Genomic DNA, 16,493 nt, shown 5'->3' on the forward strand with positions numbered 1-16,493 from the left:
GATGTTTGGTTGCGGGAGCCGGATTTGAACCGACGACCTTCGGGTTATGAGCCCGACGAGCTACCAGACTGCTCCATCCCGCGTCTGTGTGTCGGTATTCTACAGAGGATCGGCAGGCTGTCAACCTTCAATCCAGAGAAAACCTCTTCCCGTTCAATCGCTTAGCTTGAAAACAGGGCTGGGTGATGGGCTGTAAGGTCGGTGTGGCAAGGCTTTCAGCTCTATCGGGTGAAGCTTCTCGATTAAGAAAATAAATTCATCTGGCACTTTTCCTACGGGTGGAAAAGAACATTCAGAGTACTGGTGCTATATACAGGTGTCAGTGAGATACTGCCGATCTGACTCGCCAGTACTCCATTTCTTCACCATGAACAATGCTTTTATATGACGCAGCGAAAAATCATCCACGTCGATTGTGACTGCTTCTACGCCGCCATCGAGATGCGTGACGACCCGCGCCTGGCCGGTAAACCTCTGGCAGTGGGCGGTTCTGCGGATCGGCGTGGAGTGATCGCCACCTGCAATTATGAGGCGCGGGCTTATGGGGTGCGCTCGGCCATGTCTTCCGGACATGCCTTGAAGCTGTGCCCGGACCTGACCATCGTCAAGCCACGCATGGAGGCCTATAGAGAAGCCTCTAAGGAAATTCACACGATCTTTCGCGATTACACCGACTTGATCGAGCCGCTTTCCCTGGATGAGGCCTACCTCGACGTATCGGACAGTGCGCATTTCGGTGGCAGCGCCACGCGGATTGCCCAGGACATTCGCCGTCGCGTCTCTAATCAACTTCACATCACCGTTTCGGCGGGCGTTGCGCCGAACAAGTTTCTGGCCAAGATCGCCAGCGACTGGAAGAAGCCCAACGGCTTGTTCGTCATTACGCCGGATCAGGTCGAGGATTTTGTCAGTGGTTTGCCGGTGAGCAAGTTGCACGGCGTTGGCAAAGTGACCGCAGACAAATTAGGCAGGCTTGGCATCGTCGATTGTTCGCATCTGCGCGAATGGGACAAGTTGGCGCTTGTGCGAGAATTCGGCAGCTTCGGCGAGCGACTCTGGAGCCTGGCCCGTGGGATCGATGACCGGTTGGTGCACAACGACAGTCGTCGGCAGTCGATCAGTGTCGAAAACACCTACGACGTGGACCTGCCGGATCTGGTGAGCTGCCTCGATAAATTACCCGAGTTACTGGAAACCCTGGCCGGCCGCATGGCGCGAATCGACAGCAGCTATCGACCGGGCAAACCGTTCGTCAAAGTGAAATTCCATGACTTCACCCAGACCACTCTGGAGCAGGCCGGGGCAGGGCGGGATTTGGGGAGCTATCAGTTGTTGCTGACCCAGGCGTTCAATCGCGGCGGGAAACCGGTGCGGTTGCTGGGGATTGGAGTGCGGCTGGAGGATTTGCGGGGCGGGTTTGAGCAGATGGAGTTGTTTGAACGTCAATAAAGCAAAAGATCGTCCGAACGCGGCCCGAGCCTTCGGCAGCTCCTACAGAGGAACGCATTCCAGTGTAGGAGCTGCCGAAGGCTGCGATCTTTTAAGGCAGGTTAATTCGGTCCCGGATCCGCGACCAGTCGCCCGGCATCCTTGGTCAATGACTTGAGGAATTCGGTCTGCAACTCGGGATCGTTACGCGTCAGTTCAATCAGGCTTTGTTCCAGCTCGGTGGCTTCTTCTTCCAGCCCCAGTTCCGACAAACGTTTGACCCGGTGTACCCACTGGCTCACTTCGTCGTCTTCGAGGTCATCGTAAATCAGCCCGTGAGCTTCGAGCAGCTTGCCACGCAAGGAGCTACTGACCGCCAGGGACGAATTGGAGTGCACGTCGTCCTGAGCATCCTGGACACTGATCAGCAGCCGGCTCAAATGATTGATGTCGTGTTCGGCGAACGGGCTGTCCAGCAGGTTCACGCGCAATACACCGTTTTTGTCGGTGCTCATCTCGAACGTTTCCTTGCCGGCCTTGACCTCAACCGGACGCTCGCTCCATGGCAGGCTTGAGTATTCGGTGCGCTTGTCGAGCTGGACCTCGTCGATTCCCGCCAGGTTCTGTTGCGCGCGACCATGAGACTGCACGTTCATGAACGGGTTGAGCCCGGCGAAACCGTAGCTTAGCCAGTCTTTCGTCATGCTGTCCGGCAGGTTGCCAAGGGCGAACACGTTGACCACGTTTGCACCGACACCGGCCACCACGGCCACCGCACCCAGCGGGACCTCGTAAGCCTCCCGCCAGGGTTGGTAAGGCGTGTAGCGGTCGTAGTGGCGTGTGACTTCGAATTCGGTGACTTCGAACGTTTTCTGCTCGTGGATCTTCACCCGACGTTGCGGCAGATCAAGCACCTTCGGCTCGCCGACATCGATCTGCAGGCTGTGATCGAGCAATTTACGCTCGACACGTTCCTCGTGCTCGCTGCGTTGCGACATGTGGTTGGCACAGCCGCTGACCAGCAGGGTGCCGCACAGGACGGCACCACCGAGGCCTAAGGTGTTTCGCTTGAACATGACTTCTCTATCTGGTGTCAGCGGCGGATACGGGACTGAAGGAAGGACAGCACGTCAGCGACCGGCAGCGCTTGCGCTTCGGGCTCGGTGCGGCTCTTGTATTCAAGATTGCCTTCGGCGAGGCCGCGGTCACTGACCACGATCCGGTGAGGAATGCCGATCAGCTCCATGTCCGCAAACTTGATGCCCGGGCTGGTTTTCTTGTCGCGGTCGTCCAGCAGTACTTCGAAGCCGGCGGCAGTCAATTCTGCATACAGCTTGTCGGTGGCTTCGCGAACCTGTTCGGTTTCGTAGCGCAACGGTACCAGAGCGATCTGGAACGGGGCCAGCGTGTCACTCCAGATGATCCCGTTGGCGTCGTTGTTCTGCTCGATGGCCGCAGCCACCACGCGGGAAACGCCGATGCCGTAGCAACCCATTTCCAGGGTGACTGGCTTGCCATTCTCGCCCAGCACTTCGCACTTCATCGCTTTGCTGTACTTGTTGCCCAGCTGGAAGATGTGCCCGACTTCGATACCGCGCTTGATTTCCAGGGTTCCCTTGCCATCCGGGCTCGGGTCGCCGGCGACCACGTTGCGCAGGTCGGCAACGGTCGGAACCGGCAGATCACGCTCCCAGTTCACGCCGAAGTAGTGTTTGTCGTCGATGTTGGCGCCGATGCCAAAGTCGCTCATCAATTCGACGGAACGGTCGATGATGATTGGCAGTGGCAGGTTCAACGGGCCCAGGGAGCCGGCGCCGGCGCCAATGGCGTCGCGCAGTTCGGCTTCGGAGGCCATGACCAGCGGGCTGGCAACGCCAGGCTGGTTGCCGGCCTTGATTTCGTTCAGCTCGTGGTCGCCACGGATGATCAGGGCAATCAGCTTGCCTTGCTCTTCAGCGTGAACCACCAGGGTCTTGATGGTCTTTTCGATCGGCAGATTGAAGCCTTCGACCAGTTGCGCAATGGTCTTGGCGTTCGGCGTGTCGACCAGGCGCAGCTCTTCGGCAGGAGCGGCGCGGGAGGTCTCGCGTGGCACGGCTTCGGCTTTCTCGATGTTCGCCGCGTAGTCGGAACCGTTGCTGAAGGCGATATCGTCTTCGCCCGACTCGGCCAGTACGTGGAACTCGTGGGAGCCGGCACCACCGATCGAGCCGTTGTCGGCTTCAACCGGGCGGAATTTCAGGCCCAGACGGGTGAACACGTTGCAATACGCCTGGTGCATACGGTCGTAGGTGACCTGCAGTGATGGCTGGTCAGCGTGGAAGGAGTAGGCGTCCTTCATGATGAATTCGCGACCGCGCATCAAACCGAAGCGTGGACGGATTTCGTCACGGAATTTGGTCTGGATTTGGTACAGGTTGATTGGCAGCTGTTTGTAGCTGCTCAACTCGTTGCGCATCAGGTCAGTGATGACTTCTTCGTGAGTCGGGCCGGCGCAGAAATCGCGACCGTGGCGATCCTTGAAGCGCAACAATTCAGGGCCGTATTCTTCCCAGCGACCGGATTCCTGCCACAGCTCAGCCGGTTGGGTGCTCGGCATCAACACTTCGAGAGAGCCCGCGGCGTTCATTTCTTCACGAACGACGGCTTCGACCTTGCGCATCACTCGCAAGCCCATCGGCAGCCAGGTGTACAGGCCCGAGGCGAGTTTGCGGATCATGCCGGCGCGCAGCATCAGCTGATGGCTGATCACGACCGCGTCGGAAGGCGTTTCTTTCTGTGTGGCGAGCAAAAATTGACTGGTGCGCATGGTTGGCCGTTGTCGGTTGCTGATGACGAGAAATGACGGAGCATTGTACGGGCGAGATCTGCTGGCGTACAGGCGTGCGGTCGGCAGGGTGTGGCGGGAGGGCGGGAATCCCCGCGCCCTCTGCTCTGCTTCCTGCTGAAGATCCTACGATTCTTCCGCGACCTGGGTCGGAACCGGTTCTGGTGTCGGCGTTGGCGTCGGGCCTTCGCGGCGGCTCTCCTGGAACCAGTGCAACGCGATCAACAGCAGCGTCGGTACGCCCAGCAGGGCAGTGATCAGGAAGAAGTTGTGGTAACCGAATTTCTCCACCATGACCCCCGAGTAGCCGCCGATCAGGCGTGGCAGCAAGAGCATGATCGAGCTGAGCAGGGCGTACTGGGTCGCGGAGAACTTCAAGTTGGTCAGGCTCGACAGGTAGGCGACGAACGCCGAGGTCGCCAGGCCCGAGCTGAAGTTGTCCAGGGAGATGGTGCCAATCAGCATGTTCAGGTTGGCGCCCATGTCGGCGAGCATCAGGAACAGCAGGTTGGTGCCGGCTGATGCAATGCCGCCGATGAGCAGAATCGGCAAGATGCCGAAGCGCACGATCAGCAGGCCGCCCATGCCGGCGCCGACCAGGGTCATGATCAGGCCAAAGATCTTGCTGACGCTGGCAATCTGATCCTTGGTGAAGCCTTGGTCGATGTAGAACACGTTAGCCATCACGCCCATGACCGTATCGGACATCCGATAGGTGGCGATCAGCCCAAGCAGCAGGAACGCTTGCCAGCGGTAGCGCAGAATGAAGTCGTTGATCGGCGTCAGCACCGGCGCCAGTCCACGGCGGCCAATGGCCGACAGGCACATTGCGGTGAGCGTGGTGTAGAGGATTGCCCGCAGGAACGCGCGGTCTTCGAGCAGCAGGTCGAGCACGCTCACGCCTTCGAACAGCACGCTGGCGAAATCGGTGTTGTACAACTGAGTGAACATGGCCGGCACGGAAACCAACAGCACGATCAGCACAAACACCGATGCCAGTTGATGCACAAAGCTGTAGCGCCCGGCCTGAAGCTGCGTGCGCAGCGGCACCGGCGGTTCGCGCATGAAAAAGGAGGTCAGCAGCGCCGGAACCATCAAGGCACCGAACAGGATGTAGGTGCCGGCCCATGCCGAATGCTTATAGTTGAAACCGGTGGAGCCGAAGCCTTCAGCGAAGAACAGGGCGCCGGCGGTGGCCAGCAGCGCGGCGATCCGATAACCGGACATGTAACTGGCGGCGAGGGCGGCCTGGCGGGTGTCGTCGGCGATTTCCAGGCGATAGGCGTCGACTGCGATGTCTTGTGTCGCCGAGGCGAAAGCAACGACCACCGCAATGGCGATCAACCAGGACAAATGCTTTTGCGGGTCGCAGAAACCCATCCCGATCAGGCCGAGGATGACCAGTGCCTGGGAAAGCACCAGCCAGGAACGTCGGCGACCGAGCTTGCCGAGAAATGGCAGGCGCCATTGGTCGAGCAGCGGTGACCAGACCCATTTAAAGGCGTAGGCCAGGCCGATCAGGCTTGCATAGCCAATGGTTTCGCGAGCCACGCCAGCTTCGCGCAGCCAGACCGAAAGTGTCGAAAACACCAGCATGTAGGGCAGGCCGGCGGCGAAACCAAGCAGCAACAGTACAAGCGTCGAGGGGCTGGCATAGGCGGCGAGCGCGGCGCGCCAGGTTTTACGGGGCATGGGCTGGAGTCTGCCTCAAGAAATACGGAAACAAAGCGCGCACTCTAACCGCTGTGCTCTACCGGGCGCCAGCCATGGCGCTGAATATCAACACGATTGTTCAGGATACTGATGCCCTCCATGCGCAAACGCGCGCGTTGTTCATCCCCCGAAGGGCTGCCTGCGGGGAGGCTGATACGCCCACCCGCACCGAGCACGCGGTGCCAGGGTAATTTGCTGTCGCCCGGCAGTTGGCTCAGTGTCCGTCCGACGAAGCGGGCGGCGCGACCCAGCCCCGCCAACTCGGCGAGCTGACCGTAACTCACGACTTTGCCCTCTGGGACTTGCGCCAGAGTCAGGTACAGCGCCGTGCGTCGGATTTGCGCCGGACTATCGGTTTCAGTGGTTGAGTCGGTCACGTCGGCAGTTCCTGGAAAAGTTCGCCTTACCGTCTGTAGAGTAAATCCTGGATCACCCATTGAGAAATGAACTCAATAGAAATAGTCGGGTCAGTCCTTGCTAGAGTCTTATTCGTATGGATAATGCCGACTTTTTTTCGCAAACTTGAGCCTGTATTTGCTTATGTTGTCCAGAACCCTGCTGTGCCTCGCTGTCGTCAGTGCCTCCACGCCCTTGCTCGCCGATACCGTCTGGTTGAAGAACGGTGACAAGCTGAGCGGCAAGATCACCGTTTTCGATGGCGGCAAGCTGTTGATCCAGACCGAATACGCCGGTGCCGTCCCGATCGACTGGAAGCAGGTCAAAACCCTGGAAAGCGATCAGCAGTTGCTGGTCAAGCAGGATGCCTACACCGGCGAAAAGGCCAAGGCACTGCATGCGGCAGAGGACGGCAAGGTCACCCTGGCCAATGGCGATGGTCCCAAGACCGTCGAACTGGCCAGTATTCAGCAGATCCTCAAGCCCAAGCCTGTCGTCGAGGATTTGGTGTGGAAGGGTAATGTCGATGCGGCGCTGGATTATCAGCGGGCCGAGAAAGACACCGACGATTACGATATCGACTTCAAGACCTCTGCGCGTCATGGCAGATGGCGACACACCGCAGAAGGCGAGTACAACCGCGAATTTCAGGATGACGTGGTCACTACCGACAACTGGCGGGGCGAATACTCTCTCGACCGTTTCCTGACCGAAAAATGGTTCTGGCAAGGGCGCGCGGTCTACAAGCGCGACAAGGTCGAAGAGCTGTCTCGCCAGCGCACCGTCGGTACCGGCCCCGGTTACCAGTTCTGGGACAACGAGCTGGGCGCATTCTCGCTGGGCTCGCTGGTCAACCGCACGGACTATGAGTTCGCAGACGGCGGCAAAGAAAACTTCTATTCCGTGGCGATGAAGTGGGACTACAACCGCTACCTGATCGGTAAGAAGGTGGAGTTCTTCACGAACGGCGAAGTGGGTAAGCCGTTGTCGGACGTTGCGGAGTACGCGCTCGATGCCGAAATGGGCTTGCGCTACAAAGTGACTGAATGGGCATCGCTTAATCTGAAGGCCGAGAGAGACATTATTAGCGGCACTGACGATGCTGATTTAGACAAGACACGCTACACCGCAGGGTTTGGTGTGGCCTGGTAAGACGCAAAAAAATCGCAGCCATGGGCTGCGATTTTTTTTGCCTGCAAAACAGACAGGCACAAAAAAGCCCCGCTTTTGAGGGCGGGGCTTTTTACTAAAGCAAGTACAAGTTAGATAACTTGAACTTCTTCAGCTTGCATGCCTTTCTGACCGCGGGTAGCGATGAAAGAAACCTGTTGGCCTTCTTTCAGGCTTTTGAAGCCGTCGGATTGGATAGCTTTGAAGTGAACGAACAGGTCGTCACCGGATTGTGGAGTGATGAAGCCGAAGCCTTTTTCATCGTTGAACCACTTAACGGTACCAGTTTGGCGATTAGACATGGTGTAACTCCTTGAACAAAGATAACTGCGACACAGGAAGAACCCTGGCCGAGACTGAGTGCAAAGAGCAGGAAAAATTCTTGTAGATGGTTGGATCGAAATTCAACATATCGTGTAGAGATTCTCAGTGACACAAGCAGCACAGTGGCGCCACCTTAACCCTTTTTCCGGAACGTGCCAATGCTTGCGACGAAGGTTTCTCTGTTTTCATGACTGACGGTCCGCCGGTTTTCCCGCAAGGCCCGGAAATTACGGGGGATCGGCAAGATTTGTGACCCGGACTTTGAACCCGAAGCGCGCGCCCGGTAAGATGCCGGACAGATTTTTTCCACCTCGCTATTCAGGACACCCGCCATGAGCATCAAATCGGACAAGTGGATTCGCCGCATGGCGCAAGAGCACGGCATGATCGAGCCCTTCGTAGAGCGCCAGGTGCGCGGCAGCGACGATAGCCGGGTGATCTCCTACGGGGTGTCAAGCTACGGCTACGATGTGCGTTGCACAAATCATTTCAAGGTGTTCACCAACATCAATTCGGCTATCGTCGACCCGAAAAACTTCGATGCCGGCAGCTTCGTCGACATCCACAGCGACGTGTGCATCATTCCACCGAACTCCTTCGCCCTGGCCAGCACCGTCGAATATTTCCGCATTCCGCGTAATGTCTTGACCATTTGCCTGGGTAAAAGCACCTATGCGCGCTGCGGTATCATCGTCAACGTCACGCCGCTTGAGCCTGAGTGGGAGGGTCATGTGACCCTGGAGTTCTCCAACACCACCAATCTGCCGGCGAAAATCTACGCGAACGAAGGCGTGGCACAGATGCTGTTCCTTGAATCCGACGAAGAGTGCGAAGTGTCCTACAAGGACCGTGGCGGCAAGTATCAGGGCCAGCGCGGCGTCACCCTGCCACGCACCTGATCCGTTCGTCTGGCAAGTCGTGGGAATTCTTGAGCGGGTAGACACTCTATTGGGTGTACTGCCCGGTTCGCGCAACGCGGACGGGGCCATCGCTCAGGAGTGCTTTATGAAGATCGATCCCCGAATAAGTGCCGAACTGGCAAGGCTTGAGCCCAATCAGGTTGGCGTTTTGGCCTGGTCCTTGTTGGCACATCCACCTATCAGCATGGCAGGGGGCATCCCCGGTCAGCCTGATCCCGATACCCCCAACGAACAACCCACCGAGCCCGGTGAACCTACCTTGCCGGATGAGCCGCCTCCCGCGCCTGTAGCCTGATACCCAAAACGCGTGCAGGAGCAAAGCTTGCTCGCGATGAACGATAACTCGGTCGTTAATGGACCGCGTCGCATTCATCGCGAGCAAGCTTTGCTCCTACGGGTGGTGGGTTACTTGAGGTTGCCGCTCAGGAACTGCTTCAATCGCTCACTTTTCGGGTTGCCCAGCACGTCTTCCGGCGCGCCTTCTTCCTCGACCAATCCCTGGTGCAGAAACAACACCTGGCTCGATACTTTGCGGGCGAAGCTCATTTCGTGGGTCACCATGATCATGGTTCGGCCTTCCTCGGCCAGACCCTGGATCACCCTGAGCACCTCACCCACCAGTTCGGGATCGAGGGCCGAGGTGGGTTCGTCGAACAGCATCACTTCCGGCTCCATGGCGAGTGCCCGGGCAATCGCCACGCGTTGCTGTTGACCGCCGGAAAGAAACGCCGGGTATTGATCCGCCACACGCGAGGCCAGGCCCACCTTGTCGAGATAGCGTCGGGCACGGTCTTCGGCTTCCTGCTTGCTGCACCCCAGCACCCGACGCGGGGCCATGGTGATGTTTTCCAGCACCGTCATGTGGCTCCACAGGTTGAAGTGCTGGAACACCATGGCCAGGCGAGTGCGGATCCGTTGCAGTTCGTCGGCATCGGCCACGTGCATGCCGTGGCGATCCTTGATCATGCGGATGTTCTGGCCGTCCAGGCTCATGGCGCCGTCGTTGGGCTGTTCGAGAAAGTTGATGCAGCGCAGGAAGGTACTTTTGCCCGAGCCGCTGGCGCCGATCAGGCTGATGACGTCGCCGGTGTTGGCCTTGAGTGAAACGCCTTTGAGCACATGATGATCGCCATAGCTTTTATGCAGGCCTTCAATGGTCAGTTTGTACATGGGGCATGCATCCTCAAGGCGAAAGTAGGTAGCCGCTGCGATAGGCTTCGGTGCCCGCAATGTGGGCGATCACCATGCCGGCAGTGGCCATGCGCCGTAGCGAGCGGGCGTACATCAACCCGGCGACGGTGCAATGAACGGGGGTGACGCGGTCAAAGATCGGGTCGATGATTTCAGCGATCAGTTGCCCGGCTTCGAGGTATTCCCCTGGCAGCGCGGTGAACACCAGCAGCCCGCCGACCGGTGTTGCCACCGGTGTCACACCGGCTAGCGGCGTGGCCGGGTAAGGCAGCTCGGGCAGCGACGCGGGTTCGCCAGCAATGGCACCGAAGTGAATCAGGTAATTGATCAGCGCCTGGCAATCGAGGCTGGCCAACGGGTGATTGACGTCACCCTGACCGCGCAATTCGACGGTGACCGAAAAACTGCCCAGCGGAATATCAAAGTGTTCGCCGAAGCGTTCCTTCAACTGCCACCAGAGCAGGGTGAAGCATTCATCGAACGAGTGCCCGCCGGAGTCGGTGGCCAGCAGGCTGGCTTCGGCACCGATGTAGCGCGCCAGTGGCTCGACTTGCGGCCACGCCTCGGGCGTGGTGTAAAGGTGGGCGACCGCTTCGAAATCGCAATGCAGGTCCAGCACCATGTCGGCATCGCAGGCCAGCCGTTGCAGAGCCAGGCGCTGGGATTGCAGTTGCGTGCTGGCAGTCTGTTGGGCGAGGGCATTGCGCAGGCTGCTGCGAATCAGTTCGAGGTTGTGCTGCGGATCGTCGCCGAGCCGGCCTTCGAGCTCGTTGCCAACGGCTTCGCTCAGATCGACGAACCAGCGATTGAAGTTCTGCCCGCTTTCGAGGTCGTAACGGCCCAGCGGCACATCCATCAGCACTTGTTCGAGGCCGACCGGGTTGGCCACCGGCACCAGCACGATTTCGCTGCGCAGACGGCCGGCGGCTTCGAGTTCCGCCAGACGTTGCTTGAGGTGCCAGGCAACCAGCATGCCGGGCATTTCGTCGGCATGCAGGGATGACTGGATGTAAATCTTGCCTTTGGCTGATGATGGGCCGAAGTGAAAGCTGTGAATCTGTCGAGCGGTCCCCGGCAGCGGGGCCAGCAGGTCATGAATCTGGTGGCGCATGTCTCTTTATTCCTAAAGCGGGTCCTAGTGGGTCGGCCCGAGGAAGGCCAGCCATCGGCGTTCGGCGAGGCGGAACAGGCCGACCAGCGCAAAGGTAACGGTCAGGTAGATCAGCGCGGCGATACCGAACGACTGGAACGTCAGAAAGGTTGCCGAGTTGGCGTCCCGCGCGACTTTCAAGATGTCCGGGATGGTCGCGGTGAATGCCACGGTGGTCGAGTGCAGCATCAAAATCACTTCGTTGCTGTAATAAGGCAACGAACGACGCAGGGCCGAAGGCATGATCACGTAGGCATAAAGCTTCCAGCCTGTCAGACCATAAGCCTTGGCCGCTTCGACTTCACCATGCGCCATGCTGCGAATCGCCCCGGCGAAAATCTCCGTGGTGTAGGCGCAGGTGTTCAGGGCGAAGGCCAGGATCGTGCAGTTCATCGCATCGCGAAAGAACGCATCCAGCACAGGTTGGGCGCGCACGGCGGCCAGACTGTAAATCCCGGTGTAGCAGATCAGCAGCTGAATATAGAGAGGCGTACCGCGGAACAGGTAGGTGAAGAACTGAACCGGCCAGCGGATGTAGAAGTGCGGCGAAACCCGGGCGATGGACAGCGGGACCGACACCACGAAACCGATGAATATCGACGCGCTGAGCAGCCACAGGGTCATGGCCAGGCCGGTGATGTTGTAGCCGTCGGTATAAAGGAAAGGTTTCCAGTATTCCTGCAAGAGTTCGATCATCGTACGGCCTCCCGGGAACCGGCGGCGTAGCGGCGTTCGAGCCAGCGCAGGACGAAGTTGGAGGCGCTGGTGATCAGCAGGTAAATCAGCGCTGCAAGCACCAGGAAGTAGAACAGCTGATAAGTGCTTTTACCGGCATCTTGCGCCGCCTTGACCAGGTCGGCGAGGCCGATGATCGAGACCAGTGCGGTGGCCTTGAGCATCACCATCCAGTTGTTACCGATACCCGGCAGGGCAAAACGCATCATCTGCGGGAACACCACGATCCAGAAACGCTGGCCGCGCTTGAGGCCATACGCGGTTGCCGCTTCGACCTGGCCCCGTGGCACCGCGAGAATCGCGCCACGGAAGGTTTCGGTGAAATACGCGCCATAAATGAAGCCCAGGGTGATGACCCCGGCGCTGAACGGGTTGATCTCGATGTATTCCCATTCCATGAAATCGGTAAACGACGTCAGCCAGGTTTGCAAGCTGTAGAAGATCAACAGCATCAGCACCAGGTCCGGCACACCGCGAATCAGTGTGGTGTAGAGCTGGGCCGGTACGCGCACCAGTTTGACTTTTGACAGCTTGGCGCTGGCACCGAGCAAGCCGAGCAAAACGGCCACCAACAGCGACAACACCGACAATTTGATGGTCATCCAGGTGCCTTCCATCAGCAACGGACCGAAGCCCTGGAGGCTGAAGGCTGAGAGCCCCAGGTTTTGTAGTAGGTTTTCGAACATAAATCAGCAACCTGATCGGGTGAAAAAAGCGCCCATCGCAAGATGGGCGCCGGGCATTATTTGCCGCTGTACAGATTCAGATCGCCAAAGTGTTTCTTCTGAATGGTGGCGTAGGTGCCATCGTCGTGTAACGCTTTGATACCTTTATTCAAAAGCTCTTTGAGGTCTTTGTTACCTTTAGAGATACCGATAGCTGTCTTGGCTGGAAGCAATTCGCTGTCCACTGGCTTGCTGACTTCGTAGCCCTCGCCTTTTGGCGACTTCAAAAAGCCCAGTTCGGCTTGCAGCATGTCCTGGATCGCCGCATCGAGGCGACCGGAAGTCAGGTCGGAATACACCTGATCCTGGTTCTGATAGGCCTGGGTTTTCACGCCAGCCTTGTCCAGAACGGCTTTGGCATAGGCTTCCTGAATGGTGCCTTGCTCGTAGCCGACGGTCTTGCCCTTCAGCGAAGCGACGTCTTCGGTCAGGCCGGAACCTTTCTTGAATACGTAGGCAGTTGGACCGGAGAACAGCTCGTTGGAGAAGTCGATGACTTTTTCACGGGCCGGGGTGACGGTCATCGAAGAGATCACACCGTCGAATTTATTGGCCTTCAGGCCCGGAATCATGCCGTCGAAATCGCTTTCGACCCATTTGCACTTGACCTTCAGCTCGGCGCAGATCGCGTTACCCAGATCGATGTCGAAGCCTACCAGGCTACCGTCAGCCGCTTTTGACTCAAACGGAGCGTAGGAAGGATCAACGCCAAAACGCAATTCCTTGTATTCCTTGGCCAGCGCGGAACCGGCTGCCATGCACAACGCCAGTGCAGAAAGGGTCAGCAATGCTTTTTTCATTATTCAATCCCTAAAAACCAATATGAGCGCTTGTGGCGCAGAATTATTGTTACTGGAAAGCGTAAGACCTTATGAAAGTAGCAATTTCCGAACCATAGTCCCGAACAAGTGTTTTAAAAGGTGATTCAAGAAATGGCAAGGAGGGATATGTGCACGAAAACGGGCGTTGAAAATTTGATGCACCAATATAGATCGGATCACCACAAAACCCTGTGGGAGCGAGCTTGCTCCCACAGGGATTTGGTTTAGCTCAACAGGTCCTGCAACGTTCCCAGATTGTCCGCGTCCTCAACCGACTTATCCTGCCGCCAGCGCAGCAACCTCGGAAACCGCACCGCAATCCCGCTCTTGTGTCGCTTGGACAGGGCGATGCCTTCAAATCCCAGTTCAAACACCAGGCTCGGCGTCACGCTGCTCACCGGCCCGAATTTCTCTACGGTGGTCTTGCGCACGATGCTGTCGACCTGGCGCATTTCTTCGTCTGTCAGCCCTGAATAGGCCTTGGCGAACGGCACCAGTACCCGTTCGCTTGCGTCAGGCGGCCCGTCCCACACGGCGAAGGTGTAATCGCTGTAGAGACTGGCGCGGCGACCATGGCCGCGTTGCGCATAAATCAGCACCGCGTCGACGCTGAACGGGTCGACTTTCCATTTCCACCAGACGCCCATGTCCTTGGTCCGCCCGACGCCATACAACGCATCCCGGGCCTTGAGCATCATGCCTTCGACACCGAGCTTGCGGGAGGCCTGTCGTTGTCGGGCGAGGTCGAGCCAGTCTTCGCCAGTGAGCAGGGGTGAAAGGAGTAACACCGGGTTGTTGCTCCTGGCGACGACGTGCTCCAGTTGAGTGCGACGCCTGGACTGAGGCTGGTTGCGCCAGTCTTCACCCTGCCATTCCAGCAGGTCGTAGGCGAGGACCACCACCGGCACTTCTTCGAGGATTTTTTTGTCCAGTGTTTTACGGCCGATCCGCTGTTGCAGCAGCGCGAAAGGCTTTACCGCGGGTGAAGCCGGGGAATGAGGGTTGAAGGCGTCCTCGGTGGTGGAGTGTTCGGTTTTCCAGGCGACGATTTCACCGTCGATCACCGTACCCTCGGGCAAGCAGTGAACCAGACTGTCGAGTTCGGGGAAGCGCTCGGTGACCAGCTCTTCACCTCGCGACCAGACCCACAGTCGCCCGTCGCGTTTGACCACTTGGGCGCGGATGCCATCCCACTTCCATTCCACTTGCCAGTGGCTGGCCGGGCCGAGCAGGGCTTCGAATTGTTCAACGGGTTGTGATAGCGCGTGAGCGAGGAAAAACGGATAGGGCTGACCGCCGCGTTGGGCATGTTCGTCAGACGATTCAGTGGCAATCAGCTTCAAGTAAATGGACGCGCTTGGGCGGTTGGACAGGTCGGTGTAACCCACCAGTCGCTGGGCGATGCGTTTGCTGTCGAGCCCGGCCATGGCCGCCAAGGCGCGGGTGACCAGCAACTTGGAGACCCCGACGCGGAAGCTGCCGGTGATCAGTTTGATGCAGAGCATCAGGCTCTGGCGGTCCAGTTGCGACCACAGGGCAGGCAGTCGCTCGGCGAGGACTTGCGGGGTTTCACCGCGCAGCGGCAGCAGTTTGTGTTCAATCCAGACCGCCAATCCATCGTTGGAGCTGTGAAGCGTTTCGGGCAGTACCAGCGAAATGGTTTCCGCCAGATCGCCGACCGCCTGATAACTCTCTTCGAACAGCCACGGCGAGAGGCCGGAGATCTCCACCGCCAACTCTCGCAGGATGCGCACCGGCACCAGTTGCCGAGGCCGCCCGCCGGACAAAAAGTAAACATCCCATGCGGCATCTTCCGGCGCGGCCTCGGCGAAGTAGTGTTGCATCGCCGCCAGTTTGGCGTTGCTCGACGTCGTGGCATCGAGTTCGGCGTACAACTCGGCGAACGCCTTCATGGCAGCACCTCGGCGCTCTCGGGGTCGACGGCTGCGCTTTCTTCCTCATCGTCGCCGTACTCGGTGCTGAAACTCATGGCATCGAGGCCCTGTTCGCGCAGATGGCGCACCAGTACTCCGACCGAACCGTGGGTCACCATCACGCGCTCAGCACCGGTCTGTTCGATGGCCCAGAGCAGGCCGGGCCAGTCGGCGTGGTCAGACAGTACGAAGCCGCGATCCACGCCACGTCGCCGCCGTGTGCCACGCAAACGCATCCAGCCGCTGGCGAAGCCATCGCTGTAGTCACCGAAGCGACGCGTCCAGTTGCTGCCGCCAGCCGAAGGCGGGGCCAGGACCAACGCCTTGCGCATCATAGGGTCGCTCTTTTTTACCTCGCCGGCATAGATCGTTGGCGGTAAATAAATACCACCTTCGCGATAAACCTGATTGAGCGGTTCCACGGCGCCATGCACCAGAATGGGGCCGAGGCTGGCATCGATGCCGTGGAGAATTCGCTGCGCCTTGCCGAACGCATAGCAGAACAACACGCTGGTTTTGTCGACGGCGGCGTTGGCTTGCCACCACTGATTGATCTCGGCAAAGACGTGCGCCTGGGGCTGCCAGCGATAAATAGGCAGGCCGAAGGTCGATTCAGTGATGAAGGTATCGCAGCGCACGGGTTCGAACGCCGCGCAGGTGCCGTCGGGTTCGATCTTGTAGTCACCCGACGCAACCCAGACTTCGCCGCCATATTCCAGACGCACCTGTGCCGAGCCGAGGACGTGGCCGGCGGGGTGAAAACTCAAAGTGACGCCATGGTGGGTCAGGGGTTGACCGTAAGGCAGGGTTTGCAGGTTGATGTCCTGGCCCAATCGCGCACGTAAAATCCCTTCGCCGGGCGCGGCCGCCAGATAATGCTGATTGCCGGTGCGGGCATGGTCGCCGTGAGCGTGGGTGATGACGGAACGCTCGACCGGCCGCCACGGGTCGATGTAGAAATCTCCGGCCGGGCAGTACAAGCCTTCAGGACGCGCGATAACAAGATCCACGTTGTTACCAAAATGGAGGGAGTTGTTAGCTATGAGGTTTGCGCGAGGCTAGAAGTTCTATTGATTTTTTCAGAGATCAAAAACAAAGATCGCAGCCTTCGGCAGCTCCTACAGATGAACGCGAATCCACTGTAGGAGCTGCCGAAGGC

The 16,493-nt window shown here is 58.6% G+C and carries 16 protein-coding genes and 1 tRNA gene; 4 read left to right on the forward strand and 13 right to left on the reverse strand.

Annotation, left to right across the window (positions count from 1 at the left end):
* Positions 1-6: 6 nt before the first annotated feature.
* Positions 7-83 (reverse strand) — tRNA-Met (locus WLY71_RS19915).
* A gap of 301 nt (positions 84-384) precedes the next feature.
* Between WLY71_RS19915 and dinB the strand changes: the two genes are divergently transcribed.
* Positions 385-1,449 carry a DNA polymerase IV gene (gene dinB, locus WLY71_RS19920; protein WP_347804906.1) on the forward strand — a complete coding sequence of 355 codons (1,065 nt, stop codon included), beginning with the start codon at positions 385-387 and terminating at the stop codon, positions 1,447-1,449.
* A gap of 101 nt (positions 1,450-1,550) precedes the next feature.
* Here the strand turns inward: dinB and WLY71_RS19925 are convergent, their stop codons facing one another.
* The 4 genes from WLY71_RS19925 to WLY71_RS19940 form a co-directional block, all read right to left on the reverse strand.
* Positions 1,551-2,504, reverse strand: a complete 954-nt coding sequence (locus tag WLY71_RS19925; protein ID WP_347804907.1) for a hypothetical protein — start codon at positions 2,502-2,504, stop codon at positions 1,551-1,553.
* Between the two features lie 17 nt (positions 2,505-2,521).
* The gene (locus WLY71_RS19930; RefSeq protein WP_347804908.1) at positions 2,522-4,237 is read right to left on the reverse strand and encodes a proline--tRNA ligase; all 1,716 of its coding nucleotides are present in this window, start codon (positions 4,235-4,237) and stop codon (positions 2,522-2,524) included.
* Between the two features lie 144 nt (positions 4,238-4,381).
* The gene (locus tag WLY71_RS19935; RefSeq protein ID WP_283183256.1) at positions 4,382-5,947 is read right to left on the reverse strand and encodes an AmpG family muropeptide MFS transporter; all 1,566 of its coding nucleotides are present in this window, start codon (positions 5,945-5,947) and stop codon (positions 4,382-4,384) included.
* Positions 5,948-5,991: 44 nt separating this feature from the next.
* Positions 5,992-6,345 (reverse strand): MGMT family protein, encoded by a 354-nt coding sequence (locus WLY71_RS19940; protein WP_008153938.1) that lies wholly within the window; start codon positions 6,343-6,345, stop codon positions 5,992-5,994.
* Positions 6,346-6,508: 163 nt separating this feature from the next.
* On the opposite strand from WLY71_RS19940, the gene WLY71_RS19945 reads away from it, so the two are divergent.
* On the forward strand, positions 6,509-7,516 hold the full coding sequence (locus WLY71_RS19945) for a DUF481 domain-containing protein (RefSeq protein WP_347804909.1): 1,008 nt from the start codon (positions 6,509-6,511) through the stop codon (positions 7,514-7,516).
* Positions 7,517-7,626: 110 nt separating this feature from the next.
* Here the strand turns inward: WLY71_RS19945 and WLY71_RS19950 are convergent, their stop codons facing one another.
* On the reverse strand, positions 7,627-7,836 hold the full coding sequence (locus tag WLY71_RS19950; RefSeq protein WP_002554837.1) for a cold-shock protein: 210 nt from the start codon (positions 7,834-7,836) through the stop codon (positions 7,627-7,629).
* A gap of 354 nt (positions 7,837-8,190) precedes the next feature.
* Here WLY71_RS19950 and dcd point away from each other — a divergent pair, with 354 nt between their 5' ends.
* On the forward strand, positions 8,191-8,757 hold the full coding sequence (gene dcd, locus WLY71_RS19955; RefSeq protein WP_007904652.1) for a dCTP deaminase: 567 nt from the start codon (positions 8,191-8,193) through the stop codon (positions 8,755-8,757).
* Between the two features lie 106 nt (positions 8,758-8,863).
* Positions 8,864-9,073: a hypothetical protein gene (locus tag WLY71_RS19960; protein ID WP_017336784.1), complete on the forward strand. Its 210-nt coding sequence runs from the start codon at positions 8,864-8,866 to the stop codon at positions 9,071-9,073.
* Positions 9,074-9,183: 110 nt separating this feature from the next.
* Here WLY71_RS19960 and WLY71_RS19965 read toward each other — a convergent pair whose 3' ends face one another.
* The 7 genes from WLY71_RS19965 to WLY71_RS19995 all read right to left on the reverse strand — a co-directional run bounded on the left by WLY71_RS19965 (position 9,184) and on the right by WLY71_RS19995 (position 16,344).
* A complete protein-coding gene (locus tag WLY71_RS19965; protein WP_347804910.1) occupies positions 9,184-9,948 on the reverse strand; it encodes an ABC transporter ATP-binding protein in 765 nt (254 codons plus the stop codon).
* A 13-nt stretch (positions 9,949-9,961) separates the two neighbouring features.
* Complete coding sequence (locus WLY71_RS19970; RefSeq protein WP_347804911.1) at positions 9,962-11,080, reverse strand: succinylglutamate desuccinylase/aspartoacylase family protein; 1,119 nt, start codon at positions 11,078-11,080, stop codon at positions 9,962-9,964.
* Positions 11,081-11,104: 24 nt separating this feature from the next.
* Positions 11,105-11,815 carry an ABC transporter permease gene (locus tag WLY71_RS19975; protein ID WP_347804912.1) on the reverse strand — a complete coding sequence of 237 codons (711 nt, stop codon included), beginning with the start codon at positions 11,813-11,815 and terminating at the stop codon, positions 11,105-11,107.
* Positions 11,812-12,540: an ABC transporter permease gene (locus tag WLY71_RS19980; protein WP_008153927.1), complete on the reverse strand. Its 729-nt coding sequence runs from the start codon at positions 12,538-12,540 to the stop codon at positions 11,812-11,814. Before WLY71_RS19980 ends, WLY71_RS19975 begins: the two co-directional genes overlap by 4 nt.
* Before the next feature lie 56 nt (positions 12,541-12,596).
* Positions 12,597-13,379, reverse strand: a complete 783-nt coding sequence (locus WLY71_RS19985) for a transporter substrate-binding domain-containing protein (RefSeq protein WP_347804913.1) — start codon at positions 13,377-13,379, stop codon at positions 12,597-12,599.
* Positions 13,380-13,624: 245 nt separating this feature from the next.
* Positions 13,625-15,313, reverse strand: a complete 1,689-nt coding sequence (locus WLY71_RS19990) for an ATP-dependent DNA ligase (RefSeq protein WP_347804914.1) — start codon at positions 15,311-15,313, stop codon at positions 13,625-13,627.
* Entirely contained in the window at positions 15,310-16,344 is a 1,035-nt protein-coding gene (locus tag WLY71_RS19995) for a ligase-associated DNA damage response exonuclease (protein ID WP_347804915.1), read from the reverse strand. Before WLY71_RS19995 ends, WLY71_RS19990 begins: the two co-directional genes overlap by 4 nt.
* Positions 16,345-16,493 lie beyond the last annotated feature (149 nt).

Origin of the sequence: Pseudomonas rossensis, assembly GCF_039888995.1 — a bacterium.
Classification (GTDB): domain Bacteria; phylum Pseudomonadota; class Gammaproteobacteria; order Pseudomonadales; family Pseudomonadaceae; genus Aquipseudomonas; species Aquipseudomonas rossensis.